The following is a 23,354-nucleotide window of genomic DNA, read 5'->3' as shown; positions in this document are numbered from 1 at the left end:
GCCCTGGCAGCTTTGCGTGTGAGTCAAATGGCTTGACCCATTTTCGGTATTTGGTAATACCAGAATGCCGATACGAGAATGCACATCGCAAGAGACCAAAGAGGCTGGCCCTGCTTTCATCAGGCGCTATGCTTGGGCCTTGGAAAAATGAATTGGGAGGATGCCGATGCCGTCGACAATGAAGGGTCCGGGGCTGTTTCTGGCGCAGTTCGCGGGGGATACCGCGCCGTTCAATTCGCTGGCCTCGATCACCAAATGGGCGGCCGGTCTCGGTTACAAGGGCGTGCAGATCCCGACCTGGGATGCACGCCTGTTCGACCTCAAGAAGGCGGCATCTTCCAAGACCTATTGCGACGAGGTGAAAGGCATCTGCGCGGATGCCGGCGTCGAGATCACCGAACTGTCGACGCATCTTCAAGGGCAGCTGGTGGCGGTGCACCCGGCCTATGATGCCCAGTTCGACGGCTTTGCACCGCCTGCGGTGCACAACAACCCCAAGGCCAGGCAGAAATGGGCGGTCGAACAGATGGAGTTCGGCGCCAAGGCCTCGAAGAATCTTGGCCTCAAAACCTCGGTGACGTTTTCCGGCGCTCTGGCCTTCCCGTATCTCTATCCCTGGCCACAGCGGCCGGCCGGGCTGATCGAGGAGGCCTTTGCCGAACTCGGCACACGCTGGAAGCCGATCCTCGACGTCTATGACGAAAACGGCGTCGATGTCGGCTACGAGATCCATCCTGGCGAGGACATCTTCGACGGCGCCACCTTCGAGATGTTCCTAGATGCGGTTGGCGGTCACAAGCGCTGCAACATCAACTACGACCCGTCGCATTTCCTTTTGCAGCAGCTCGACTATCTCGAATTCATCGACATCTATCACGAGCGGATCAAGGCCTTCCATGCCAAGGATGCCGAGTTCAATCCGACGGGGCGGCAAGGCGTCTATTCCGGCTATCAGAGCTGGACCAATCGCGCGGGGCGATTCCGCTCGCTTGGCGACGGGCAGGTCGATTTCGGCGGCATCTTCTCCAAGCTTACCCAGTATGGCTACGATTCCTGGGCGGTGCTGGAGTGGGAGTGTTGCCTCAAGCATCCGGAGGACGGCGCGGCCGAAGGCGCGCCCTTCATCCAGCACCACATTATCCGGGTGACGGAAAAGGCCTTTGATGATTTCGCCGGCGGCACCACCGACAAGAAGATGCTGCGCGCCATGATGGGTATTTGACACAAGCAGGAGAAAGACATGGTCGGCGCATCGAAGTCGGAAGCGGGGGGCGGCCCGATCCGCTATGGTATGGTCGGCGGCGGCCAAGGCGCCTTCATCGGCGCGGTGCACCGGATCGCGGCGCGCATGGACAATGACTTCGTGCTGGTGGCCGGCGCCCTGTCGGCCAATCCCGAGCGCGCCAAGGCTTCCGCCGCCGAACTCGGTCTCGACCCGGCGCGCAGCTACGCCTCCTATGCCGAGATGGCCAAGGCCGAGGCCAAGCGCCCGGACGGCATCGAGGCGGTGGCGATCGTCACCCCCAACAATGTGCACGTGCCGGCGGCCAAAGCGTTTCTCGAGGCCGGCATCCACGTCATCTGCGACAAGCCGCTGGCGACCACCTTGGCTGAAGCCAGGAAGCTAGCGGCGATAGTCGAAAAGACCGGCAAGGTGTTCGTGCTGACGCACAATTACACTGCCTATCCGATGATCCGGCAGGCGCGCGAGATGGTGGCCAAGGGGCAGCTTGGCGACATCCGCATCGTTCAGTCCGAGTACCCGCAGGACTGGCTGACCGAGGATCTTGCCGCCACCGGCCAGAAGCAGGCGGCGTGGCGCTCCGACCCCAAGCAGGCGGGCGCGGGCGGCGCGCTCGGCGACATCGGCACGCATGCCTACAATCTGGCGCGCTTCGTCTCGGGTCTGGAGCTCGATTCCCTGTCGGCCGATCTCGACGCTTTCGTGCCGGGGCGACTGCTCGACGACAATGTCAATGTCATGCTGCGCTTCAAGCCGGTCGGCAAGGTGCATCCGGCCAAGGGCATGATCTGGGCAAGCCAGGTGGCGCCCGGCCACGAGAACGGGCTGAAGCTGCGCATCTATGGCTCGAAAGGCGGGCTGGAATGGGTGCAGGCCGATCCGAACTATCTCTGGTACACGCCGTTCGGCCAGCCCAAGCAGCTGCTCACCCGCAACGGCGCCGGCGCGCTGCCGGTTGCGGGACGCGTCAGCCGCGTTCCGTCTGGCCATCCGGAAGGCTATCTCGAAGGCTTCGCCAACATCTACCAGGAGGCGGCGCGCGCGATCCGCGCGGCACGCAAGAAGGGCGGCAGACCGGGCAAGGACGTGGTGTTCCCGACCATCCAGGACGGCGTCGAAGGTATGGCGTTCATCGAGGCCTGCGTGAAGTCGTCGAAGAAGAACGGGGCGTGGACGAAACTTTAGGTAGCGCCGGCGCCAAGTCTCTTCTCCCTTCGGGGAGAAGGTGGCCGCTAAGCGGCCGAATGAGGGCGCATGGTGCGAGGTGCGAAAGAAACCAACGCGCCGTCAAATGGGGAGGGGCTGTCGATGAAAATCGGCATGTGCATGTTTTTGTGGACGACTTCCGTGTCTAAGAAACACGAGCCGTTGCTGCGCGACATCAAGGCGACCGGCTTCGACGGCGTCGAGATACCGATCTTCTCAGGCACGCCAGAGGACTACAAGAAGCTTGGCGATTTGCTCGACCGCATCGGGTTGGAGCGCACGGCTGTTACGGCGATGGGCGACCCGGCGATGAATCTGATTTCGCCGGATGCCGTGACCCGCAAGGCCGGCATCGGCTACATGAAATGGGCGATCGATTGCGCCCAGGCGCTCGGCGCGAGTACGCTGAGCGGGCCGCTGCATTCGACGCTCGGCGCCTTCTCCGGCAGCGGGCCGACCGCTGCCGAGAAGAAGCGCTCGATCGCCTCGCAGCGCGCCATTGGCGATCATGCCGGCAAGCGGAACGTTACCATCGGGTTGGAGGCGCTCAACCGTTTCGAGTGCTATCTGCTGAACACGATGGCCGATCTGTCCGAGCACGTCGATGCCATCGACCGGCCGCACATCAAGGCGATGTACGACACCTTCCACGCCAATATCGAGGAAGCCGACCCGATCGGCGCCTATACGAAGCACCGCAGGAATGTCGTGCACATCCACATTTCGGAGAACGATCGCGGCGTGCCGGGACGCGGGAACATTCCGTGGAAAGAGACTTTCGCGGCCATCCGCAAGAGCGGCTATGACGACTGGCTGACGATCGAGGCGTTTGGCAGGTCGCTGAAGGATCTGGCGGCGGCGACCAAGGTGTGGCGGGATTTTTCCGAGACGCCGGAGGCAGTTTATCGCGAGGGATACAGGCATATCAGGGATGGGTGGAAGCGGGCGGCTTAGCCGCGCCGCCCAAGGAGTGCTGCGTTCCTTCACACCCCCCTCTGTCCGGCAGGACAGAGGGGGGTGCTGTCCCTCGCACGTCACCCCTCCTCGGCCTGCATCCTGTTGTAATCATGGATGGTCCGGCTGAGCCGGCGCCTCAGGAAATTCGAGATGTTGTCGAACACAAACACGACGAGCAGGATCAGCAGCACCATGTAGAAGACGTTGGCCCAGTTGGAATTGGTGCGCATGGCTTCCCAGAGTTTCAGGCCGATGCCGCCAGCGCCGACGGCGCCGATGATGGTGGCGCCTCTTGTGTTGGATTCCCACTGGTAGAGCGTCTGGCTGATGAAGACCGGGATCACTTCCGGCATGACCCCATAGCGCTGCACCAGCAGGCCGTTGGCGCCGGTCGACTTGATGCCCTCGCGCGGTTTGTCGTCGATGTTTTCCAGGCTTTCCGAATAGATTTTGCCGAGCGTGCCTATTTCGGTGAAGAAGATCGCGGCGCTGCCGGCGAGCGGTCCCGGGCCGAAGGCGCGGGTGAAGAACAGCGCCCAGATCAGCATGTCGACCGATCGCATGAAATCGAAGAAGCGCTTGAGCACCTGGCCGAACAATCCGCTCGGCGTGATGTTGCGGGCGGCGAAGAAGGCGAGCGGGAAGGCGACGAGGCCGCCGAGCAACGTGCCGAGAAAGGCCATGACGATGGTCTGCAGCAGTTTCGTCCAGACGTCGCCATGCTGCCACTGCGCATTGTTCCAGATGTTGTCGCCGGCGAGCGCGAGGTTCGAGGTGCCAGGCTTAAGTTCCGGTCCGGACCAGATCAGCGAGATCACTTCACTGGCCGATTTGCCGAAGAAGGGCGAGCGCGTGTCGAAGACGAAATTTGCCCAGCCGAGGAAGCGCTTGCGGACCTTGACGCGATCGACGGTGACGCGCACTTCGCCGACAAAGCCCATCCTGGCGACGATCTCGTCGTCATGCGCGGTGATCCAGCCAGGCACCGGACCTGTAATTACCGGCTTACCGCTGGTCAGCGCCACCGGCACCATCTCGCCATTGGCGACGATCGTCGCTTTGGTCTTGTCGAAGGTGACGGACCTGGCCGCGCCATCGATCAGGACGGTGAAGGTGCCATCCGCGTTCTTGACAACCCAGTCGGGATCTGGGTTCTCGCCGAGTGCTGAAAACCGCGGGTATTTCGGCGTGATTTCAGGCTGGTCGAGGCGGAATTCAGGCTGCAGATCGTAGCTGATCCATTGCGTCAGGAAGAGCGGCAGGCGCTCCCAATGCGAGTCGCGCATCACCTGCGGCAGGTTGAAAAACCACAAGGCGTAAACGAGGTAGAGCAGGATGCCGCCGAACAGGAACAGCGGCGCGAATCGCTTGTAGGCCGGCCGCCGAAAGATTTGCGGATAGCGTTCCTCGATCGACTGGACCTGATCAGTGGTCAAAGCGGTCATTTAAGCGCTCATCAGAAAAGCTTGCTCGCCGACCAGCTTGCGGCGCAGCCAGGCGGAGAACTGGTCGACGATGAAGATCGTCGTGAACAACAGCAGCACCAACGCCACCGTCTTGGCGCCGAAACCGCGCGATATCGAGAGCTTCAGTTCCTCGCCGATACCGCCGCCGCCGACGGCGCCGATAATGGTCGAGGCCCGCACGTTGATCTCGACGCGCAGCAATGTGTAGGACATGAAATTGGGCAGCACCTGCGGCAGGTCGGCGAAGCGCACGCGCTCGAACCAGTTGCCGCCGACCGCTCTCAGGCCCTCTTCGGCGCGCATGTCGATGTTCTCGTTGATTTCATAGAACAGCTTGCCGAGCGCGCCGATCGAATGCAGGCCGATGGCGATGATGGCTGCGATCGGCCCGGTCGAGACAATGGCGGCGAACAGGCCGGCAATGACGATTTCGGGAAAGGCGCGCAGCAATTCCATGAAGCGCTTGACGACGAGCCGCAGCGCCGGATGCGGCGTCAGGTTGCGCGCGGCGATGAACGAAAACGGCACGGCGAAGATGAAACCGATGAAAGTCGAGACCAGCGCCACGTTGAGTGTGGTCAGCATCAGCTCGAAATATTCGGGGATGTAGAAGCCGCCCCAGACATAGACGCGGCCGAGCGGGAAGTTGAACTCCTGGGTGCCGGTGTCATGCGGCGAGGCGATGTCGAACAGCGCCCGCCAGACGTCGTTCCAGTCCTTCGGGATCAGCCAGCTGAGGAAGTCGAATATATGCGGCAGCCGGTCCCAGAAGTGACCGGCATTGGCCTCGTCGGCGAACCACATGCTCGACAGCGTCGCCGCCAGCAGCAGGCCGATGCCGAGGATGGTATAAAGCCGCCGCAACGATATCTGGCGCTGCCAAGCGTTGGCTACCTGCAGGGTCGCGTTGGAGCGGGCTGTTGCTGAGATGGTCATGATCGGGACATGCAAAAAGGGCGGCGTTTTTCACGTCGCCCTTTCTGATTTTGCCGTCAGCCGCCGATGGCTGCCTTACGGGCTTCGACGATGACGTTGTAGAAGTCAGGCTTGACCGGGACGTAGCCGGTGAAGTCGCCGCCTTCGACGCCTTCGAAACAGGCCTTGTCCTTCTTCGGCAGGTCGGTGAAGAAGGCGGCAAGCTTGGCGGTCATGTCGTCGCCGAGCGCGGTGCGCACGACCAGCGGGCCGTTCGGGATCAGGCCCGAGCGCCAGACTTCGACGAAGTCGTTGGGGTCGACGGCGCCCTTGGCGGTGACCTTGTGGAAGGTGCCGGAGGTGTAGCCGTTCTTGAAGTCGCCGATGCCGGAGGAATCGTCAACCGCAACGTCGACCTTGCCGTCGCGAACGGCGAGGATGTTGTTTTCATGGCCGCCATTGAACTGGGTCGAGGCGAAGTAGGCGTCGTTCGAGGCGCCGGTGTCCTTCGGGATCTGGGTCAGCGGGATCAGGTAGCCCGAGGTCGAGTCCGGATCGGCGTAGCCGAGCTTCTTGCCCTTGGCCGACTTGATGTCGGTAATGCCCGAAGACTTCAGCGCCAGGCCGATGGAATAATAGCCGGTGGCGCCGTCGGTCTGCTGGGTGGTGAGGATCGGGGTGACCGCCTTCGGGTCCTTGATGTAGACGCTGGCGTAGCCGGAAGCGCCGAGTTCGGCGAAGTCGAGCGTGCCGCCGAGCAGGCCCTGGATGACGCCGTCATAGTCGGCGGCGGGGAACAGCGAGACCTTTTCGAAGCCGAATTCGGTCTTCAGGTGATCGGCCAGGCACTGATAGTTGCGCAGGCGGTCGGTTTCGTTCTCTCCGCCGAGGATGCCGACGCGGAATTCCTTGAGGTCGGCCGCATGCGCGGCGCTGGTTGCCATGGCGAGAGCCGAAACGGCGCCGAATACCATCTTCCTGAACATTTGATGTCTCTCCTGTAAGTTCCGGCCCCGCGCCGGCAGCGTTCTTGATTTTTGCAAGTGCCCTTGACGCGGGCGGTCGATCCAGTGCGGCTCAGTTTTCGTCCATGATCTTTTCCGAAAACCGGTATCCACTTTTCGGGATCATGGATCAGTACCCGGGGAATGCGGGCTCGAGCGGGCTGGCGGATGCGGCGATCTTTTGCTTGTAGGCGATGCTGGTCGAGGTGATGGCCTCGGAGATATCGACGCCGTTGCCGTCGGCGCCATAGACCAGGCGCACGGCCTCGCGGTTGAGCGCTTCCGGCGGACCGTCGAAGACGATCTTGCCGGCAGCCATGCCGATGATGCGGTTGCAATAGGTGCGGGCGGTGTCCAGCGTGTGCAGATTGGTGACGACGGTGATGCCTTCGCGCAGGTTGATGTCCTGCAGCGAGTCCATCACCACCTTGGCGTTGAGCGGGTCGAGCGAAGCGATCGGCTCATCGGCGAGCAGCACCTTGGGCTGCTGCATCATGGCGCGGGCAATGGCGACGCGCTGCTGCTGGCCGCCAGACAGCGTGCCGGCTGGCTGCAGTGCGGTGCGGGCGATGTCGAGGCGCTCGAGTGCTGCAATCGCCTCAGCGCATTCGGCGCGGGTAAACATGCCGAGCAGGTTGGAAAAGGTCGAGCGATGATTGAGACGGCCGAGCAGCACATTGGTTAGCACATCGAGGCGCGGCACCAGGTTGAACTGCTGGAAGATCATGGCGCAGTCGCGCTGCCAGCGTCGCAGCGGCGAGCCACGCAGCCGCGAGACCTCGGCACCGTCAAAAAAAATCGATCCCTGGCTGGGGTCGATGAGACGGTTGATCATGCGAAGGAGGGTGGATTTGCCGGCGCCGGAACGACCGATGATGCCGACCATCTGGCCCTGCGGGATCGACAGGTCGATGGCGCTGACAGCGGTGTTCTTGCCAAATCGGCGCGAGACGCCGCGGATTTCGAGCGTGGCAGGGGTCGATAACATCGAAGAGTTCCAGACCTGAATTGATCGTCTGGTTCTCGCCTAGCGCAGCGACATGAACCTGCCATGTCATCACGATGTCAGTTTTGTTACGCTCCACAGCCGTGCGGCAAGTGGGGGTGATCGCACCCGATCAGGCGCCGTATTTCTCGAGGAACGCGTCTGCCTCGAGTACGCGAAAATCGTCGAGCGCGGCGCGCAGCCTGGCGTGGTCCCAGTCCCACCAGGCGAGCGCCTGGTAGCGTTCGGCCGTGCGGCGATCGAAACGCTCGCGGATCGGCTTGGCTGGCACCCCGCCAACGATGGTGTAGGGCGCGACATCCTTCGACACCACAGCGCCGGCGCCTACGGCAGCACCATCGCCGACGGTGACGCCGGGCAGGATGGTCGAGCCGTGGCCGAGCCAGGTGTCGTGGCCGATGGAGACGCGTTTGGCGCGGCGCTGGGCGAAGAATTCTGTTTCGTGCTCGGCGTCGTCCCAATAGTCGGAGGCGCGATAGGTGAAGTGATGCAGCGTCGGCCGCCAGGTCGGGTGGTTTGTGGCGTTGATGCGCACGGCGGCGGCTATGTTGGAGAACTTGCCGATGGTCGCGCACCAGACGACGCAGTCCTGCATGATGTAGGAATAGTCGCCGAGGATGCTTTCGGACACGCGGCTGCGGTCGGCGATCTCTGTCCAGCGCCCCAATGTCGAGTTCTCGACCTGCGCCGTGGCGTGGACCAACGGCGCTTCCGATAGTTTCCTGCTCATGCAGCGATTTTTCCGGCGGCGAAAGAGGTCACGTCGATGATGCGATCGGCGACGGCGTCACGCACATCCGGGTCATGGAAGATGCCGAGCAAGGCGACACCGCCGGCCTTCTTGGCGGCGATCAACGCAACCACAACGTCGCGGTTTTTCGAATCGAGCGAAGCTGTCGGCTCGTCGAGCAGCAAGACCGGATGCTCGGTGATGAAGCCGCGCGCGATATTGACGCGCTGCTGCTCACCGCCCGAGAAAGTCGCCGGCGGCAGCGCCCAGAGCTTTTCCGGCAAATTGAGCTGCCCCAGCAAGGTGCGTGCTTTTTTCCGCGCGCTCTCGCGGTCCTCGCCGCGTTCGACCAGCGGCTCGGCGACCACGTCGAGCGCGGAGACGCGCGGCACGGTGCGCAGGAACTGGCTGACATAGCCGATCGTCTGGCGGCGCACGGAAAGCACCGTGCGCGGGCTGGCGATGGCGAGATCGATCAGGCCGCCCTCATGCTGAACGATGATCTGGCCTTCATCGACGGCATAATTGCCATAGAGCATTTTCAGGATCGAGCTTTTGCCGGCGCCGGAAGGCCCGCCGAGCACGGCGCATTCACCGGCCCGGATCGAGAATGAGACGCCGGCGACAACCGGCAATCTGATGCCGTCGCGCAGATGCATGGTGAAGCTTTTGGCGACGCCGGAAACAACGAGGGGCGTCGGCATCAGAAGGTTCTCCAATCGTTGTTCGTCCGCGGGCCAACACCCCCCTCTGCCTTGCCAGGCATCTCCCCCTCAAGGGGGGAGATTGGCTGTCGCGTTCGACTTCGCCATTCTTCTGCATCGTAGAAGGGGCGGGACATAAAAGCTGCTGATCTCCCCCCTTGAGGGGGAGATGGCCGGCAGGCCAGAGGGGGGTGCCTTGGCGCCATCTTCACACCTGTAGAATCGAGGAAACAAGCAATTGCGTGTAAGGCGCGCGGGGATCGTCGAGCACGCGATCCGTCAGGCCGCTTTCGACGACACGGCCGTCTTTCATCACCATCATACGCTGCGACAGAAGCCGGGCGACGGCGAGATCGTGGGTGACGACGATGGCCGCCAGGCCGAGATCGGTGACCAACCCGCGCAGCAAATCGAGCAGGCGCGCCTGCACCGAGACGTCGAGGCCGCCGGTCGGCTCGTCCATGAACACCAGCCTCGGTCCGGTGACGAGGTTGCGGGCGATTTGCAGGCGCTGGCGCATGCCGCCGGAAAAGGCGCGCGGCTCGTCGTCGATGCGGTCCTCGTCGATCTCGACGCGCGACAGCCAGTCGACGGCAGTGGCGCGGATCTTGCCGTAATGGCGGTCACCGACCGCCATTAGCCGCTCGCCGACATTGGCGCCGGCAGACACCGTCATGCGCAAGCCGTCGGCGGGGTTCTGATGAACAAAGCCCCAGTCGGTGCGCATCAGGAAGCGGCACTCGGCCTCGCTCATACGGTAGAGTTCGCGGAACTGGCCGTCGCGCATGCGGTAGCTGGCGGTGCCAGAAGATGGTAGCAGCCGCGTCGACAGGCAGTTGAGCAGCGTCGTCTTGCCGGAGCCGGATTCGCCGACGACGGCCAGAACCTCACCCGGCCACAGGTCGAAGGTGACATTCTCGCAGCCGACGCGCGAGCCGTAGAATTTGGACAGTTCGGAGACGCGCAGCAGTGGGTCGCCGGTCATTCTGCTGGCCTCATCTTTCCTGCGGTAACATGGCTTTCAGCCGCAAGGTGGCCGCGATGTCCTTCGGCGCGCCGCTTCTCGCAATGGTCGGTGTCGGAGCAGACGAACATGTGGTCGCCATGGTCGTCGAGGATGACCTCGTCGAGATAGACATTTTCCGCCGCGCACAGCGCACAGGGCAGGTCGAAGGTCTGGACCTCGAAGGGATGATCCTCGAAGTCGAGGCTGACGACATCGGTGAAGGGCGGCACGGCATAGATGCGCTTTTCGCGCCCGGCTCCGAACAGTTGCAGGGCCGGCGAACGGTGCATTTTGGGGTTGTCGAATTTCGGCGTCGGCGAGGGGTCCATGACATAGCGGCCCTCGACCTTGACCGGATAGGCATAGGTGGTGGCGATGCGGCCGTGTTTGGCAATGTCCTCGTAGAGCTTCACATGCATCAGGCCGTATTCCTCGAGCGCATGCATTTTGCGCGTTTCGGTTTCGCGCGGCTCGAGGAAGCGCAACGGCTCGGGTATCGGCACTTGGTAGACTAGAACTTGGCCGGCGCTCAGCGGGTGTTCCGGGACGCGATGGCGGGTCTGGATGATGGTGGCGCTGGCGGTATCGGTCGTCACCGCGACGTTGGCTACCTTCTTGAAGAAGGCGCGGATCGAGACGGCATTGGTGGTGTCGTCGGCGCCCTGGTCGATGACTTTCAGCACATCGTCCGGCCCGATAATCGAGGCGGTGACCTGCACGCCGCCAGTGCCCCAGCCATAGGGCATCGGCATTTCGCGCGAAGCGAAGGGAACCTGATAGCCAGGGATGGCGATGCCCTTGAGGATCGCCCGGCGGATCATCCTTTTGGTCTGCTCGTCGAGATAGGCGAAGTTGTAGGTGGCGATGTCGGTCATGGCGATCAAATCCACTCCCTGCTATTGCATTGACGCCCAGAAAACGGAAATAAAGGCGAAGTCGAATGACTCAGACCGGTTGGATCCAGATTGCAATTCTGCTTCTGGCGTTTGTCTGCGTGGTCGGTTTTGTACCTCGGCGCTTGTTTCTGCCTGCTTCCAGAGATGGCGCGCATGTCACAGGCGGAAACGGCAGCTACGTCGGCGGGCATAGCAGCCATTCCCATGACGGCGGCAACGGGGATGGCGGCAATGGCGGGGGCGATTAGGCTCATTCGGCCGCCTCCCGCTTCTCTTCCACCTTTGCAGGGTTCTCTCGAGCTTCGTATTCGGCGCGCATGCGGCGCACCAAATCGAGCTCGGCCTGGAAGTCGACATAGTGCGGCAGCTTCAAATGCTCCACGAAGCCGGTCGCCTGAACATTGTCGGAGTGCGAGATGACGAACTCCTCGTCCTGCGCGGCGGCGACGACATCTTCGCCGAGTTCCGTTGCGCGCAGCGCGCGGTCGCACAGCGCCATGGCCATCGCCTTGCGCTCGCTTTGGCCGAAGACCAGTCCGTAGCCGCGGGTGAATTGCGGCGGCGCCTTGGCCGAGCCCTTGAACTGGTTGACCATCTGGCATTCGGTGACGCGGACCTTGCCGAGCAGCACGGCGAAGGGCAGTTCCGGCACGTCGAGTTCCAGCTCGACCTCGCCGATACGCACCTCGCCGACAAAGGGGTGGTTGCGGGCATAGCCGCGCTGGGTGGAATAGCCGAGCGCCAGCAGAAACCCTTCATCGCCGCGCGACAGCGCCTGCAGGCGGATGTCGCGCGCCATCGGAAACTCAAGCGGCTCACGGGTGATGTCGCCGGGGACATGGTCCTGCGGCATGTCGCCATCCGGCTCAATCAGCCCTTCGCGGGCGAGGATCGTCGAAACGCGCGGCATGGCCTGCGTTTCCGTCTCGCGCTGCAGCGGTTCGGCGACATCGGCGCCGGCGGCGAGTTCCGGGTCGAGCAGGCGGTGGGTGTAGTCGAAGGTAGGCCCAAGCAGCTGGCCGCCGGGCAAATCCTTGTAGGTCGCCGACACGCGCCGCTCGACCAGCATGGCGCCGGTGTCGATGGCGTTGGTGTAGCCGAAGCGCGGCAGTGTGGTGCGGTAGGCGCGCACCAGGAAGATCGCCTCGATCATGTCGCCGCGCGCCTGGACTATGGCGAGCGCCGCCAGTTCCCGGTCGTAGAGCGATCCTTCGCTCATCACCCGGTCGACGCCGAGCGCCAGCTGTTCGACGATCTGGTCGAGGCGCAGCGCCGGCACCGAACGGTCGCCGCGACGGCGGTCCGCAAGCAGACTGTGGGCATTGGCGATTGCGACTTCGCCGCCTTTTACCGCGACATACATTTATGCCTCCATCGTCTTGATGCGCGTCGTGCGCGGCAGGCAGGCGATACCGTCGGGCGCCGCCAGGATGATGTCGACGCCGCGCGGAAAGCGCTGGCTGTTCTGCTTCCACTGTTCGACGAAATGGCGCGGCATCTGCGCCGGCGCGATGGTCGCCGTCTTTTCGATGCCTGGGCCTTCGAGCAATAGCGGCGCGCCGGAGGTGAGATCGCTGACCTGCAGGATCAGTGTCGTCGAACGGTCGGGATAATCCTGCGTGCCTTGCGAAAGACCGTCGAGGGCGGCCATCTCGGCCGGCGTGGCGACCAACGCGAAATGCGCATCGGCAGGTGTGTTGGCGAGTGGCGCGCCGGCGTGGAAGCCGAGCCAGGATTTGATCGCTGCCGATGCCTGCAAAGCAGGATCGAGCCAGAGCGGTGTGTCGTTGTCGCAGAGCGAAAGTGCAATGGCGCCGGCGGTTGCGGACAGCGGCGAAGGGGGGCGGGCGAAGGCAGGCAGAGGCCGCTCGCTGCCCGGCCGCGCCATGGCATCCATGACCGCGCGGAAGACCGCCTGGGCGTTGAACACCGGATCGGCGAAGCCGCCGTCGATCCATTGGGCTGCGATGTCCATCAGTCTTCTCCGCGCACCATGGTGAAGAAATCCACTTTCGTTGCCGCCGTCTCGGAGCGGCGCTTTTCGCGCGCCTCGCTTTGGGCGGCGCGCAGCGGTGCGACCAGCGCACTCTCGACCGTCTGCCGATGGGCGGGATCCTGCCAAAGTGCATCGGCGATTGCCGCAAGCTTCGCCTTCTGCCTGTCGCGCCCGAGCATGTAGCTGTGGCCGACCTGTCCGGAAGAGAGCCGGACGGTGGCGCGGGTGACGGTCACTTCACCGACATTGAAGGGCGCGCCGCCGCCGCCGATGCGGCCACGCACGGTGACCAGACCGGTTTCCGGGCCGCGCAAAAGCTCTGCTTCCGAGATCAGGCCGGCCTCATTCCACAGCCGGGCGATGTCATCGCCACTGGCCTGCGCCAACGTCGTCATGACGGCTTTGCGCTCGGCCTGGTCGCGGGCTTCCTGTCCTCGCATGGACAACTCCCTGAATGTATATAATTTGTCTAGTGATATAGACAATTATACAAATTATACCTATTATCTAACTTGTGTCCATGACGGGTGGATGACATGGCGGGAGCGTGGACGAAATGGTGGCTCAAAAGGGCGCGAGCAGCATCGAACGCCGTAGCGGTGTCGCGCTGTGGCGGCAGATTGCGGACCTGATCCTGCATTCGATCGCCGCCGGCGATTTTGCCGAGAATGCCGCGCTGCCGCCGGAAATGGCCTTGGCCGAACGCTACGGCGTCAATCGCCACACGGTGCGCAGCGCCATATCGGCCCTGGTGCAGGACGGCGTGCTGCGGGCCGAGCAGGGACGCGGCACCTTCGTCTTTTCGCGCAAACGGCTGTCCTATCCGATCGGCGCGCGCACTCGGTTTTCGACCGGTCTGCAAGGGCAAACATCGGAACGGCACATCGTGCTGCTAGCTTCTACAGTTGAGTCGGCCAGTCAGCGCGTCGCCGAGGGGCTTGGTCTGGCAAGAGGGGCTGAGGTGATCCGCCTGGAGACGCGCGGCGAAGCCGATGGACGGCCGGTGTCGCGCGCCGCCGCCTGGTACGAGGCGAAGCGTTTCGCCGGCATCAATGCTGCGATGGCCGAAACCGGTTCGGTTACCGCCTCGCTCAAGCGTTTCGGCATTGACGATTATCTCAGGCAATCGACGGTGCTGTCGGCCCGCCATGCCGATGCCGCCGATCTCGCCGACCTCGATCTGCAGCCCGGCGCAATCGTGCTGGTGGCGGTCGCCGTCAACGTCACACCGGACGGCCAGCCGATCCAGTTTGCCGAAACACGGTTTCCGGCGGAGCGGGTCGAGCTGAAACTGTCGGCGCTGTAGCGGGGTCGCGCCTATTTTTCAGCGGCCTGGCGTTTTGAGGACGGAGTGGGAGTCAACCTGCGCGGGTCGTCGTCATTCGGGCCGGGACCACCTGCGATGTTATGCCCCAACCTCGATCACAGCCTTGATCAACCCCGATTTCTCATGCGCCCAGCGGGTGAGATCATCCGGCGTGCCGGCCAGCGTGGTGCGGTGGGTGACGAGTTTTGCCAGCGGCACGGCGCCGTTGCGGATCGAGGCGGCGACGTGGTCGAAATCGACTTTCAGCGCGTTGCGGCTGCCGATCAATGTCATTTCCCGCTTGTGGAATTCCGGGTCGGAAAAGACGATGTCGTCCTTGACGACACTGACCAGCACGAGCGTGCCACCATGCGCGACATGTGCGAAGGCCGACTGCACCGAGGCGGTGTTGCCGGTGGCGTCGAAGACGATGTCGAACCCTTCGCCGCCGGTTGCCTCGCGCACCAGTTCGGCTGCCGCTTTTTGTGAGGCGTCGAGCGTGGCGAAGCCGAGTTCGCCTTTTGCAAAATCCAGCCGCTCCGTGCTCATGTCGAGCAGGCTGACATCGAGCCCGGCGATGCGCGCAAACAGCGCTGCGCCAAGGCCGATCGGCCCGGCGCCGATGACCAGCGTGCGGGCGCCTGGTTCGGCGCGAGCGCGCCGCACGGCATGCGCGCCGATGGCGAGGAATTCCACCGCCGCCGCATCGGCCAGCGACAAGCCGTTTGCCGGATAAAGATTCTGCGCCGGCACCAGGATCTGCTCGGCCATGGCGCCGTCGCGATGGACGCCAAGCACTTCGATCCTGACGCAGCAATTCGGCTTGCCGTGCCGGCAGGCGATGCATTTTCCGCAAGCGAGATAGGGATTGATGATGACGGGCTCGCCCACGGCAAGGTCGACATCTTCGCCGGTCTCGACGACGGTGCCCGACACTTCATGGCCCATGATGCGGGGATAGGCAAGGAACGGGTGCTTGCCTTCGAAGATGTGGTAGTCGGTGCCGCAGATGCCGACATGGCTGACGGCGACCAGCGCCCAGCCGGCAGGCGGCGCTCCTGGCGCCGGCCGGTCTTCCAGGACAAGCTCGCCGGGCGAGCGGCAGACAACAGCTTTCATTCGGCAATTCCAGTGTTTCTCAAAAAGGCGCCGGTCCGTTGTTAAGCAGGCCGGCGCAGAAGGTCAGGGAGAATTACTTGCCGCGACGGCGCAGCCCGTCGAAATAGACGATGATTATGATCAGCGCGCCGGTGATGATGCGCTGCCAGAACGAGTTGACGTTGAGCAGATTGGCGCCGTTGTTGATGGTGGCCAGGATGAAGGCGCCGAGCAGTGGGCCATGCACCGAGCCGACGGCGCCGAACAGCGAGGTGCCGCCGATCACCGATGAGGCGATCGCCTGCAACTCCCAACCTTCCGCCTGGGTCGGGTTGCCGATGCCGATGCGCGCCGCCAGCAGCACGCCGACGAAGGCCGCGCATAGGCCCGACAGCGTGTAGGCCATGTAGATGGTGCGCTGGACATTGACGCCCGAGAGGCGCGAGGCCTCGGCATTGGATCCCACAGAGAAGAGATAGCGGCCCCAGCGGCTGTGGTGCAGGAAGATGTAGGCCGGGATACCGACCAGGATCACCATCCAGAACAGATTGGGGATGCCGACAAAGGAACTGCGCGAGAACGCGGTGAAGCTGTCGCTGTTGATGTTGATCGAATTGCCGTTGGTCATCAACAGGCCGATGCCGCGCAACGAGGTCAGCGTCGCCAGCGTGATGATGAAGGGCGGCAGGCCCATCTTGACGATGCCGAAGCCATGGAACAGGCCGATGGCAACGCCGACCAGCAGCGTCACCAGAATGGCGACCCAGATCGGGAAGCCGGCATTGATCATCATGGCGACAATGACGGTGGCGAAGCCGACCACGGCGCCGACCGAGAGGTCGATGCCGCCGGTGATGATGACGAAGGTCTGGCCGACCGCCATGATGGCGATCATCGAGCCCTGCCGCAAAAGATTGGCGATGTTGTTGGAGGACGCGAAGCTCGGCGTCGCCACCGACAGCACGATCCAGAGCAGAACCAGCAACGCCAGAAGCGTCAGCCCGAACAGGACGTTGTAGTTCCGTTTCGGTTTTTCGATCGCGGCGGTTTCGATGCTCATGGTTCCTCCCGTTTCTTCTTGTCTGGACGGCGTTTTCAGCCGATCGCCTGCGTCAGCACGTCTTCATGGCTGGCGGCGCGAAAACCGTGGCTGGCGACCAGTTTGCCGCGCCGGAACACGTGCAGCGTATCGGCGAGCTCGTAAACCTCGGGCAGATAGGACGAGATCAGGATGATGCCGGCGCCCTTGGACAACAGTTCCCCGAACAGGCGGTAGATCTCGGCCTTGGTGCCGACATCGACGCCGACGGTCGGCTCGTCGAAGATGAACAGCTTGGCGCCATGCGCCAGCCATTTGCCGATGACGATCTTCTGCTGGTTGCCGCCGGACAGGCTGGAGGCCAGGGCGCCGCGCGTCGGCGTTTTGATGCGGAGGCCGGCGATCTGGCGATCGGCCTCGGCCTTTTCCTTCGCACCGGAGATCAGCATGTTGCTGGAGATGCGCTTGTAGATCGGCAGGTTGAGGTTGAGGCCGACCGGCAGGTTCAGGCACAGGCCCTGGTCGCGGCGGCTTTCCGGCGCCAGCGCCATGCCGAGCTTGATCGCGTCGTGCTCGGAATTGATGTGGACCGGCTTGCCTTGCCAAAGGACCTGTCCGGCCGACTTCTTGTGGCGGCCATAGAGCGTGGTGACGAACTCGCTCCGCCCGGCGCCGATCAGGCCATAGAGCCCGACGATCTCGCCGGCGCGCACCGTCATCGAGACGTCTTCGAAACCCTTGCCCGACAGGTTTTTCGCTTCAACGATCACGGCACCGGGGGTGAAATGCTCCTTATGGTAGACTTGCTCGATCGAGCGGTTGATCATCATCTTGACCAGCTCGGCGTCATTGGTCTCGGCAATGTTGCGGGTGCCGACCAGCGTGCCGTCGCGCAGCACCGAGACGCGATCGGCGAGTTCGAACACCTCTTCCATGCGATGGCTGATGTAGATGATGGTGACGCCTTCGCCCTTGAGCCTGCGGATCAGCGTGAACAGCTGGTCGGCTTCCTTGCGGGTGAGATAGGCGGTCGGCTCGTCGAAGATCAGGAATTTGGTGCCGCGCACGGTGGCGCGGGCGGCTGCGATCAGCTGCTGCTGGCCGATGGTGAGGTCACCCAGCATGACATGCGCCGGCAGGTCGAAGCCGAGACCGTCGATGATCTTCTGCGCTTCCTTGACCATGTCGCGCTGCTGCAGGATGCCGAAGCGCGAATTCTCCTCGCCGAGGAACATGTTGGCGGCGACGGTGAGATGGCGACAGAGCACGACCTCCTGATGCACGGCGTTGATGCCCAGCGCCATTGCCTCGTGCGGGGTTGCCAGCGCTGCCGGCTTGCCCTCCCAGATGACATCGCCGGAGGTGCGCGGCATGACGCCGGTCAGAAGCTTGATCAAGGTGGATTTGCCGGCGCCGTTCTCGCCGACGATGGCGTGGATCTCACCTGCCTTGAAGGCAAGGTGAACGGGCTTCAGCGCATGCGTGCCGGGATAGCGCTTTTCCAGCCCGTGCAGTTCGAGGATCGTCCTGCCGGGCGCTAGCGTTGGGGCCGGGTGCAGTTCCTGCGCCATGGGCGTCATGACAATCCTCCCAGATTGGCCTTACGATTGGCACGTCGCGATGCAGTCAAGCCGCATCGTCGAGGTGATTCAAGCCGGTGGATATTCAAGCTTGTATCCGGTGTTTCCGGGGCGCGAGGCCCCGGAAAGGATTTTTGGTCGACGGGCTCAGAGCTTCGGGTTGAGCAGGGCGTCGATCTTGGGGTCTTTCATGTTTGCCTTGGTCACCAGGTTGGCGCCTGTGTCGACATTGGCCTCGACCTTCTCGCCCTTCGAGGCGGCGAGCGCGGTCTTGATGCCGTCATAGCCCATCCGGTACGGATCCTGGACGACGAGCGCGGAAATGACGCCGTCATTGAGGAACTTGATCAGCTTCTCGTCGCTGTCGAAGCCGACCAGCGCCAGCTTGCCGCCAAGGTTGTTCTCGGCGACTGCCTGACCGACGCCCTGCGCCATGATCAGGTTGGACGCGAAGATGCCCTTGAGGTTCGGGTTGGCGGTGATCAGGTCGGTGGCGATGTTGAGACCGGTCGTTGCCTGGCCGTCGGCATATTTGTCGGCGACGAGCTTCAGCCCCGGATATTTCGCGGCCAGCTGCTCGGTGAAGCCCTGCTTGCGCTGCTCCAGCGAACCGGCGCCCGGCGCGTTGGTGATCAGGGCGACGTCGCCCTCGATCTTGCCGCCATTGGCTTCGCCGATGGCTGCTGCAAGACCGTCAGCGGCGACGCGTCCGCCCTGCACATTGTCGGTGGTCAGGAACGAGGTGAACGCCTTGGAGTCGGCGCCGGAGTCGATGCCGATGACCTTGACCTTGCTGGCCGCTTCATCGATCGGCTTGCCGAGCGCCTTGAATTCGGTCGGCGCGATGACGATCGCGGCCGGGTTGCCGGCGACGGCATTCTCGAGGATCGAGACCTGGCCGTTGACGTCGGTTTCAGCCTGGGCGCCGAGTTCGGGTACGTTGACGCCGAGATCCTTGCCGGCCTTGCGGGCGCCGGCCAGGACGATCTGCCAGTAGAAGGACGTGGTGTCCTTGACGATGATCGGAATGGTCACGTCCGCCGCCGAAGCCGGCGCCGTGTGCAGCGTGCCGGCAAGCATCGAGGCGGCAGCTAGTGCCATCAGTGAGCGGCGGTTGAGAATGCTGGTCACGAATTTCATTAGGAATCCTCCCTAGATCGCCCGGTGAAGGTTGCGGAAGCTCCATTTGGATAGGCGCGGCCCAAACAGAACTTTATCAATAAAAAACAGTTGCCGCTTTTTGATAGTGCATCGGTCCGGCCGACGCAAGCGGTGTTTCATATCGGCCTGCGCATGGCTTGGCGGGGAAACCTCCCTGCCGATCCTCAGTGCCACGTCCAGACGCTCCCGATCCTCCTTGATCATCATGGAATATTAATTCCACCGTCGAGTCAATATGGAATATTCATTCCTTCTTGAGAACCGTGATCGTGGCGTTTCGTCAGCCGAGCTCCTGCACGATGGTGTAGGGAGTGTAGCGGGCAAATTCCGCTTGCGGCACCTGGACGTCGAACAGGTCGAGGTTGCGCGTCAGGTTGGCAGGCTTGGCCGTTCCGGTCAGCACGCTGGCCACGACAGGGTCCTGCAGCGGAAACTGCAATGCAGCCGCCGCCAGCGGATATCCGCCCTCATCAGCGATTTTCTCCATCGCGCCGACACGCTCGAGTATGTCCTGCGTCGCCGGCAGATAGTCGAAATGCGCACCGTGCACCGGTCCGGTCGCCAGGATGCCGGAGTTGAAGACGCCGCCGATGATCAGGGAAGTCTGTCGCTCACGGCATAACGGCAGCAACTCGGCTTCAGCAGAGCGGNGGTCGAGCAGCGAATAGCGGCTGGCCAGCAGGATGCAGTCGTGCGGTGCTTCGCGCAATACGTCGAGGCAGATCTGCACCTCGTTGACGCCGAGCCCATAGGCGGAAATCACACCGGACGTTTTAAGCTCTTCCAGCGCCTTCAAGCCGCCGTCCATCAGCTGGCGAAAGTGCAGCTTCGTCTTCTCGACGCCATGTGTGTAGGTGCCGATGTCGTGCACAAACAGGATGTCTATCCGGTTAAGCCCGAGCCGGGCATAGGAGAACTCGACCGAGCGCATGATGCCGTCATAGGAGTAGTCGTAGTCGAGCGCGAAGGGCAGCGGGTCGACATAGGAATGATCGGGAACCTGGTCTTCCGGCACCGGGCGGAACAGCCGTCCGACCTTGGTCGACAGCACATAGGAATCCCGCGGCTTGTAGCGCAGGAAGTCGCCGGTCCGCCGCTCCGACAGGCCGAAGCCATAGAAGGGCGCGGTGTCGAAATAGCGCAGGCCGGCATCCCAGGCTGTCTGCAGCGTCTCCATCGCCGCTTCGCGCGGACAGGCCCGGTAGAGCCCGCCGATCGCCGCCCCGCCGAAGCTTATCTCGGTTACCTCGAGCGCAGTCGTGCCGATGCGGCGTTTGTCCATCCAAAGCCTCCCCTTGTGAGCCGTCGTTGCAGCCCGTTTTTTTTCGTCGGTGGTTAGAGCGTCGCGCCGAGGTGCCACGGCACGAACTCGTTGTCGCCGTAGCCGAACGCCTCGCTCTTGGTCTTGCGGCCCGATGCCGTCTCGACGATGAGTTCGAAGAGTTCCCGGCCCATGCCGGCGATGGTCTTCTCACCCGAAGCGATGACGCCGCAATTGACGTCCATGTCCTCTTCCATCTGGTGGTACATGGTCGAGTTGGTGGCGACCTTGATCGACGGCGTGGGCCGGCAGCCGAAGCAGGAGCCGCGGCCGGTGGTGAAGACGATGATGTTGGCGCCGCCCGCCACCTGACCGGTCGCCGAGACCGGGTCGTAACCGGGCGTGTCCATGAACACCAGGCCACTGCCGGTGACCTTTTCGGCATAACCGAAGACGCCGTTGAGCGGAGTCTGGCCGCCTTTGGCCACGGCGCCCAGCGACTTTTCCAGGATGGTGGTCAGGCCACCGCGCTTGTTGCCGGGCGAGGGGTTGTTGTCGATCGAGGCGCCGTGCTTGGCGACATGGTCCTCCCACCATTTGACGAAACCGTCGAGCTTCTTGGCGATCTCCGGCGTTGCCGCGCGATAGGCGAGCAGATGTTCGGCGCCATAGATCTCCGTCGTCTCCGACAGGATGCCGATGCCGCCGACGCCGGCCAGGATGTCGACCGCCGCTCCCAGCGCGGGATTGGCGGTGATGCCCGACATGCCGTCGGAACCGCCGCATTGCAGGCCGACGACGATCTCCGAGACCGGGATCGGCTCGCGCTGATACTGGCCGACTTCCTCGGCGATTTCGGCGAGCACGCCCATCGCCTTTGCGACCGATTTGCGCGAACCGCCGGCGTCCTGGATGTTGAAATGGCGTTTTCCCGCCGCCGCACCCTTCTGGCCGTAAAGGGTGAGCTGGTTGACCTCGCAGCCGAGGCCGACCATCAACGCGCCGCCGAAATTCGGATGGCGGGTGTAACCGGCGAGCGTGCGGTGTAGCACCATCATGCCGTCGCCGGTGCCGCTCATGCCGCAGCCCTGGCCATGGACGATCGGGACGAAGCCGTCGATCCCCGGATATTTCGGCAACAGCACGCGGTTGGCCTCGTCGGCGATGGCGTGGCAGACGGTGGCCGAGCAATTGACGCTGGCGATGATCCCGATGAAGTTGCGGGTGCCGGCACGGCCATCGGCGCGACGATAGCCCATGAATGTCCGGGCGCGGTCGGCTTCGGTGGCATGCTCCGCTTCGCTCGGCGGCACCACCGGCAGGCGGCCGGATTCAAAAACCAGATTGTGCGAATGGACGTGGTCGCCGGGCGCGATGTCCTGGGTGGCGCGGCCGATGGCCTGGGCATACTTGACCACCGCCTCGCCGGCGGCGATAGGCTTGATCGCCACCTTGTGGCCGGGCTCGATCAAGGCCGTGGCGAGGGCGCCGCCGGGCAGAGGGGTGCCGATCTCGATGCGGCCATTGGCGACCGCGACATTGTCGGCGGGGGACAGAAGAATGCTGTTCGAGGCGTTCACGGGCAGTTTCCTGGGTCTCTGTTCCTGGGGATGCGCGGATTGACACGCGTCTGTTTACATATAATGTCTTTTATCGTGAAAAAACATTTGTGCGTCAATTGTTTTTTCAGGAGGAGACCATGCGTCCTATGGATGCTTGGGTTGTGGGGAGCGGCGTCTGACACGCAGAGCGTTTTGCTTTGCCGGGTCAGCGCCAAGACATATGTGATATCGCGCTTCAAGCCAGCCACAGCAAGCGCCGGCGCGCAACGGGGCAGGGATGTCGAAGAGCAACAACGTCTACAAGGACGCTTACAACAGGGGTCTGCGGCTGCTCGATGAGACCCAGAGCCTGCCGTCGGAGCCGGAACTGGGCACTTTGCTCGGCGTCAGCCGCACGACCGTGCGCACCATTCTGGCGCGCATGGAAGAGACCGGGCTGATCGCGTGGAACAAACGCAGCAAGACAGTGCTCAGGGCGCCGAAGGCGGATGATTTCTTCCCTGAGGAGGAGACAGACACACTGGCCCAGATCATCGAGCGGTCGTTTATGCGCCGGTTGCTGGCCGGCGGCGCCGAGGCCGGCATGCAGATCAACGAGCTCGAACTGGCGCGCGAGATAGGCGTCGGCACCACCAGCGTGCGCGAGTTCCTTATCCGCTTCTCCCGCTTCGGCCTGATCGAGAAGCGGCGCAACAGCCACTGGGTGCTGAAGGGGTTTACGCGAGCCTTTGCGCTCGAACTCACCGAAATTCGCGAGATGTTCGAGATACGCTCGGCGGCGGCCTTTGCCGCCTTGCCTGGGGATAGTCCGGTCTGGGCGGATCTCGACCGGCTGGAAGACGAGCACCGGCTTCTGGCAAGCGAGATCGCCACCCGCTTCAACGAATTCTCGGAGCTCGACGAGCGCTTCCACCGGCTGATCCACCGGGCGTCGCACAATCGCTTCATCGTCGATTTCTACGACGTCATCGCCATGATCTTTCACTACCACTACCAGTGGAACAAGGCGCAGGAGCGCGAGCGCAACGAAGTCGCGGTAAGCGAGCATCTCGCCTACATCGCGGCGCTCAAATCGCGCGATCTCGGCAAGGTCGACGCCGCCTGCCGCAAGCATCTGAAGTCGGCACGCCACACGCTGTTGACGTCGATCCCGGAAATCGGTCGGATTGCTTCTTAACGCGCCGCGTTGCCGCAGCGATGATTTGGCGATTTTCCGGC

Annotated in this window: 24 protein-coding genes; 6 read left to right on the top strand and 18 right to left on the bottom strand. The window is 63.2% G+C overall.

The genetic code is table 11. From position 1 onward, the window contains the following. Positions 1–166 precede the first annotated feature (166 nt). The 3 genes from X726_RS155290 to X726_RS155300 all read left to right on the top strand — a co-directional run bounded on the left by X726_RS155290 (position 167) and on the right by X726_RS155300 (position 3,403). A complete protein-coding gene (locus X726_RS155290; protein ID WP_023704241.1) occupies positions 167–1,222 on the top strand; it encodes a sugar phosphate isomerase/epimerase in 1,056 nt (351 codons plus the stop codon). 18 nt (positions 1,223–1,240) lie between these two features. After that, a complete protein-coding gene (locus tag X726_RS155295; protein ID WP_023669834.1) occupies positions 1,241–2,428 on the top strand; it encodes a Gfo/Idh/MocA family oxidoreductase in 1,188 nt (395 codons plus the stop codon). Positions 2,429–2,551: 123 nt separating this feature from the next. Then, positions 2,552–3,403, top strand: a complete 852-nt coding sequence (locus X726_RS155300; RefSeq protein ID WP_023669833.1) for a sugar phosphate isomerase/epimerase — start codon at positions 2,552–2,554, stop codon at positions 3,401–3,403. 80 nt (positions 3,404–3,483) lie between these two features. Here the strand turns inward: X726_RS155300 and phnE (X726_RS155305) are convergent, their stop codons facing one another. From phnE (X726_RS155305) to X726_RS155340, 8 genes are all read right to left on the bottom strand, one after another. Continuing rightward, positions 3,484–4,851: a phosphonate ABC transporter, permease protein PhnE gene (gene phnE / locus X726_RS155305; RefSeq protein WP_023669832.1), complete on the bottom strand. Its 1,368-nt coding sequence runs from the start codon at positions 4,849–4,851 to the stop codon at positions 3,484–3,486. After that, positions 4,852–5,808 (bottom strand): phosphonate ABC transporter, permease protein PhnE, encoded by a 957-nt coding sequence (phnE, locus tag X726_RS155310; protein ID WP_023669831.1) that lies wholly within the window; start codon positions 5,806–5,808, stop codon positions 4,852–4,854. A gap of 56 nt (positions 5,809–5,864) precedes the next feature. Then, entirely contained in the window at positions 5,865–6,773 is a 909-nt protein-coding gene (gene phnD, locus X726_RS155315; RefSeq protein WP_023669830.1) for a phosphonate ABC transporter substrate-binding protein, read from the bottom strand. A 148-nt stretch (positions 6,774–6,921) separates the two neighbouring features. Further along, a complete protein-coding gene (gene phnC, locus X726_RS155320; RefSeq protein ID WP_023669829.1) occupies positions 6,922–7,779 on the bottom strand; it encodes a phosphonate ABC transporter ATP-binding protein in 858 nt (285 codons plus the stop codon). A 130-nt stretch (positions 7,780–7,909) separates the two neighbouring features. Beyond that, positions 7,910–8,527, bottom strand: coding sequence for a DapH/DapD/GlmU-related protein (locus X726_RS155325; RefSeq protein ID WP_023669828.1), 618 nt, complete (start codon positions 8,525–8,527; stop codon positions 7,910–7,912). Further along, entirely contained in the window at positions 8,524–9,231 is a 708-nt protein-coding gene (gene phnL, locus X726_RS155330; RefSeq protein WP_023669827.1) for a phosphonate C-P lyase system protein PhnL, read from the bottom strand. The genes X726_RS155325 and phnL overlap by 4 nt, the downstream gene beginning before the upstream one ends. A gap of 208 nt (positions 9,232–9,439) precedes the next feature. Then, positions 9,440–10,216, bottom strand: a complete 777-nt coding sequence (phnK, locus tag X726_RS155335) for a phosphonate C-P lyase system protein PhnK (RefSeq protein ID WP_023669826.1) — start codon at positions 10,214–10,216, stop codon at positions 9,440–9,442. Beyond that, positions 10,213–11,112 (bottom strand): alpha-D-ribose 1-methylphosphonate 5-phosphate C-P-lyase PhnJ, encoded by a 900-nt coding sequence (locus X726_RS155340; RefSeq protein ID WP_023726432.1) that lies wholly within the window; start codon positions 11,110–11,112, stop codon positions 10,213–10,215. Before X726_RS155340 ends, phnK begins: the two co-directional genes overlap by 4 nt. 65 nt (positions 11,113–11,177) lie before the next feature. Here X726_RS155340 and X726_RS155345 point away from each other — a divergent pair, with 65 nt between their 5' ends. Further along, on the top strand, positions 11,178–11,381 hold the full coding sequence (locus X726_RS155345) for a hypothetical protein (protein ID WP_023669824.1): 204 nt from the start codon (positions 11,178–11,180) through the stop codon (positions 11,379–11,381). A gap of 2 nt (positions 11,382–11,383) precedes the next feature. Here X726_RS155345 and X726_RS155350 read toward each other — a convergent pair whose 3' ends face one another. The 3 genes from X726_RS155350 to phnG are packed head-to-tail and all read right to left on the bottom strand — an operon-like array spanning position 11,384 to position 13,569. Further along, positions 11,384–12,496 carry a carbon-phosphorus lyase complex subunit PhnI gene (locus X726_RS155350; RefSeq protein WP_023669823.1) on the bottom strand — a complete coding sequence of 371 codons (1,113 nt, stop codon included), beginning with the start codon at positions 12,494–12,496 and terminating at the stop codon, positions 11,384–11,386. Then, the gene (phnH, locus tag X726_RS155355; RefSeq protein WP_023669822.1) at positions 12,497–13,108 is read right to left on the bottom strand and encodes a phosphonate C-P lyase system protein PhnH; all 612 of its coding nucleotides are present in this window, start codon (positions 13,106–13,108) and stop codon (positions 12,497–12,499) included. Further along, positions 13,108–13,569 carry a phosphonate C-P lyase system protein PhnG gene (gene phnG / locus X726_RS155360; protein ID WP_023669821.1) on the bottom strand — a complete coding sequence of 154 codons (462 nt, stop codon included), beginning with the start codon at positions 13,567–13,569 and terminating at the stop codon, positions 13,108–13,110. The genes phnH and phnG overlap by 1 nt, the downstream gene beginning before the upstream one ends. A 116-nt stretch (positions 13,570–13,685) precedes the next feature. Here phnG and phnF point away from each other — a divergent pair, with 116 nt between their 5' ends. Continuing rightward, positions 13,686–14,435: a phosphonate metabolism transcriptional regulator PhnF gene (gene phnF, locus X726_RS155365; protein ID WP_023744068.1), complete on the top strand. Its 750-nt coding sequence runs from the start codon at positions 13,686–13,688 to the stop codon at positions 14,433–14,435. Between the two features lie 99 nt (positions 14,436–14,534). Here the strand turns inward: phnF and X726_RS155370 are convergent, their stop codons facing one another. From X726_RS155370 to X726_RS155400, 7 genes are all read right to left on the bottom strand, one after another. Continuing rightward, entirely contained in the window at positions 14,535–15,554 is a 1,020-nt protein-coding gene (locus X726_RS155370) for a zinc-binding alcohol dehydrogenase family protein (RefSeq protein ID WP_023669819.1), read from the bottom strand. A gap of 73 nt (positions 15,555–15,627) precedes the next feature. Continuing rightward, positions 15,628–16,593, bottom strand: a complete 966-nt coding sequence (locus X726_RS155375; protein WP_023669818.1) for an ABC transporter permease — start codon at positions 16,591–16,593, stop codon at positions 15,628–15,630. Positions 16,594–16,628: 35 nt separating this feature from the next. Then, the gene (locus X726_RS155380) at positions 16,629–18,152 is read right to left on the bottom strand and encodes a sugar ABC transporter ATP-binding protein (RefSeq protein WP_023669817.1); all 1,524 of its coding nucleotides are present in this window, start codon (positions 18,150–18,152) and stop codon (positions 16,629–16,631) included. 147 nt (positions 18,153–18,299) lie between these two features. Continuing rightward, positions 18,300–19,292 carry an ABC transporter substrate-binding protein gene (locus X726_RS155385; protein WP_023669816.1) on the bottom strand — a complete coding sequence of 331 codons (993 nt, stop codon included), beginning with the start codon at positions 19,290–19,292 and terminating at the stop codon, positions 18,300–18,302. Between the two features lie 12 nt (positions 19,293–19,304). Then, positions 19,305–19,520, bottom strand: coding sequence for a hypothetical protein (locus X726_RS155390; RefSeq protein WP_023669815.1), 216 nt, complete (start codon positions 19,518–19,520; stop codon positions 19,305–19,307). A gap of 73 nt (positions 19,521–19,593) precedes the next feature. After that, positions 19,594–20,595 (bottom strand): aldo/keto reductase, encoded by a 1,002-nt coding sequence (locus X726_RS155395; RefSeq protein WP_023669814.1) that lies wholly within the window; start codon positions 20,593–20,595, stop codon positions 19,594–19,596. Between the two features lie 53 nt (positions 20,596–20,648). Further along, on the bottom strand, positions 20,649–22,154 hold the full coding sequence (locus tag X726_RS155400; protein WP_023669813.1) for an altronate dehydratase family protein: 1,506 nt from the start codon (positions 22,152–22,154) through the stop codon (positions 20,649–20,651). 259 nt (positions 22,155–22,413) lie between these two features. Between X726_RS155400 and X726_RS155405 the strand changes: the two genes are divergently transcribed. Next, the gene (locus tag X726_RS155405; RefSeq protein WP_023669812.1) at positions 22,414–23,313 is read left to right on the top strand and encodes a GntR family transcriptional regulator; all 900 of its coding nucleotides are present in this window, start codon (positions 22,414–22,416) and stop codon (positions 23,311–23,313) included. The last annotated feature ends 41 nt before the right edge of the window (positions 23,314–23,354 follow it).

The organism is Mesorhizobium sp. LSJC285A00, assembly GCF_000503155.1.
In the GTDB taxonomy this organism is placed as follows: domain Bacteria; phylum Pseudomonadota; class Alphaproteobacteria; order Rhizobiales; family Rhizobiaceae; genus Mesorhizobium.
The sequence above is the reverse complement of the archived record's forward strand: the minus strand, read 5'-3'. Positions and strand labels throughout refer to the sequence as shown.

Excerpts from the sequence above, each read along its gene's own strand:
- X726_RS155290 (WP_023704241.1), top strand. The coding sequence starts at position 167 with ATGCCGTCGACAATGAAGGGTCCGGGGCTGTTTCTGGCGCAGTTCGCG.
- X726_RS155295 (WP_023669834.1), top strand. The coding sequence starts at position 1,241 with ATGGTCGGCGCATCGAAGTCGGAAGCGGGGGGCGGCCCGATCCGCTAT.
- X726_RS155300 (WP_023669833.1), top strand. The coding sequence starts at position 2,552 with ATGAAAATCGGCATGTGCATGTTTTTGTGGACGACTTCCGTGTCTAAG.
- phnE (WP_023669832.1), bottom strand. The coding sequence starts at position 4,851 with ATGACCGCTTTGACCACTGATCAGGTCCAGTCGATCGAGGAACGCTAT.
- phnE (WP_023669831.1), bottom strand. The coding sequence starts at position 5,808 with ATGACCATCTCAGCAACAGCCCGCTCCAACGCGACCCTGCAGGTAGCC.
- phnD (WP_023669830.1), bottom strand. The coding sequence starts at position 6,773 with ATGTTCAGGAAGATGGTATTCGGCGCCGTTTCGGCTCTCGCCATGGCA.
- phnC (WP_023669829.1), bottom strand. The coding sequence starts at position 7,779 with ATGTTATCGACCCCTGCCACGCTCGAAATCCGCGGCGTCTCGCGCCGA.
- X726_RS155325 (WP_023669828.1), bottom strand. The coding sequence starts at position 8,527 with ATGAGCAGGAAACTATCGGAAGCGCCGTTGGTCCACGCCACGGCGCAG.
- phnL (WP_023669827.1), bottom strand. The coding sequence starts at position 9,231 with ATGCCGACGCCCCTCGTTGTTTCCGGCGTCGCCAAAAGCTTCACCATG.
- phnK (WP_023669826.1), bottom strand. The coding sequence starts at position 10,216 with ATGACCGGCGACCCACTGCTGCGCGTCTCCGAACTGTCCAAATTCTAC.
- X726_RS155340 (WP_023726432.1), bottom strand. The coding sequence starts at position 11,112 with ATGACCGACATCGCCACCTACAACTTCGCCTATCTCGACGAGCAGACC.
- X726_RS155345 (WP_023669824.1), top strand. The coding sequence starts at position 11,178 with ATGACTCAGACCGGTTGGATCCAGATTGCAATTCTGCTTCTGGCGTTT.
- X726_RS155350 (WP_023669823.1), bottom strand. The coding sequence starts at position 12,496 with ATGTATGTCGCGGTAAAAGGCGGCGAAGTCGCAATCGCCAATGCCCAC.
- phnH (WP_023669822.1), bottom strand. The coding sequence starts at position 13,108 with ATGGACATCGCAGCCCAATGGATCGACGGCGGCTTCGCCGATCCGGTG.
- phnG (WP_023669821.1), bottom strand. The coding sequence starts at position 13,569 with ATGCGAGGACAGGAAGCCCGCGACCAGGCCGAGCGCAAAGCCGTCATG.
- phnF (WP_023744068.1), top strand. The coding sequence starts at position 13,686 with ATGGTGGCTCAAAAGGGCGCGAGCAGCATCGAACGCCGTAGCGGTGTC.
- X726_RS155370 (WP_023669819.1), bottom strand. The coding sequence starts at position 15,554 with ATGAAAGCTGTTGTCTGCCGCTCGCCCGGCGAGCTTGTCCTGGAAGAC.
- X726_RS155375 (WP_023669818.1), bottom strand. The coding sequence starts at position 16,593 with ATGAGCATCGAAACCGCCGCGATCGAAAAACCGAAACGGAACTACAAC.
- X726_RS155380 (WP_023669817.1), bottom strand. The coding sequence starts at position 18,152 with ATGACGCCCATGGCGCAGGAACTGCACCCGGCCCCAACGCTAGCGCCC.
- X726_RS155385 (WP_023669816.1), bottom strand. The coding sequence starts at position 19,292 with ATGAAATTCGTGACCAGCATTCTCAACCGCCGCTCACTGATGGCACTA.
- X726_RS155390 (WP_023669815.1), bottom strand. The coding sequence starts at position 19,520 with ATGATGATCAAGGAGGATCGGGAGCGTCTGGACGTGGCACTGAGGATC.
- X726_RS155405 (WP_023669812.1), top strand. The coding sequence starts at position 22,414 with ATGTCGAAGAGCAACAACGTCTACAAGGACGCTTACAACAGGGGTCTG.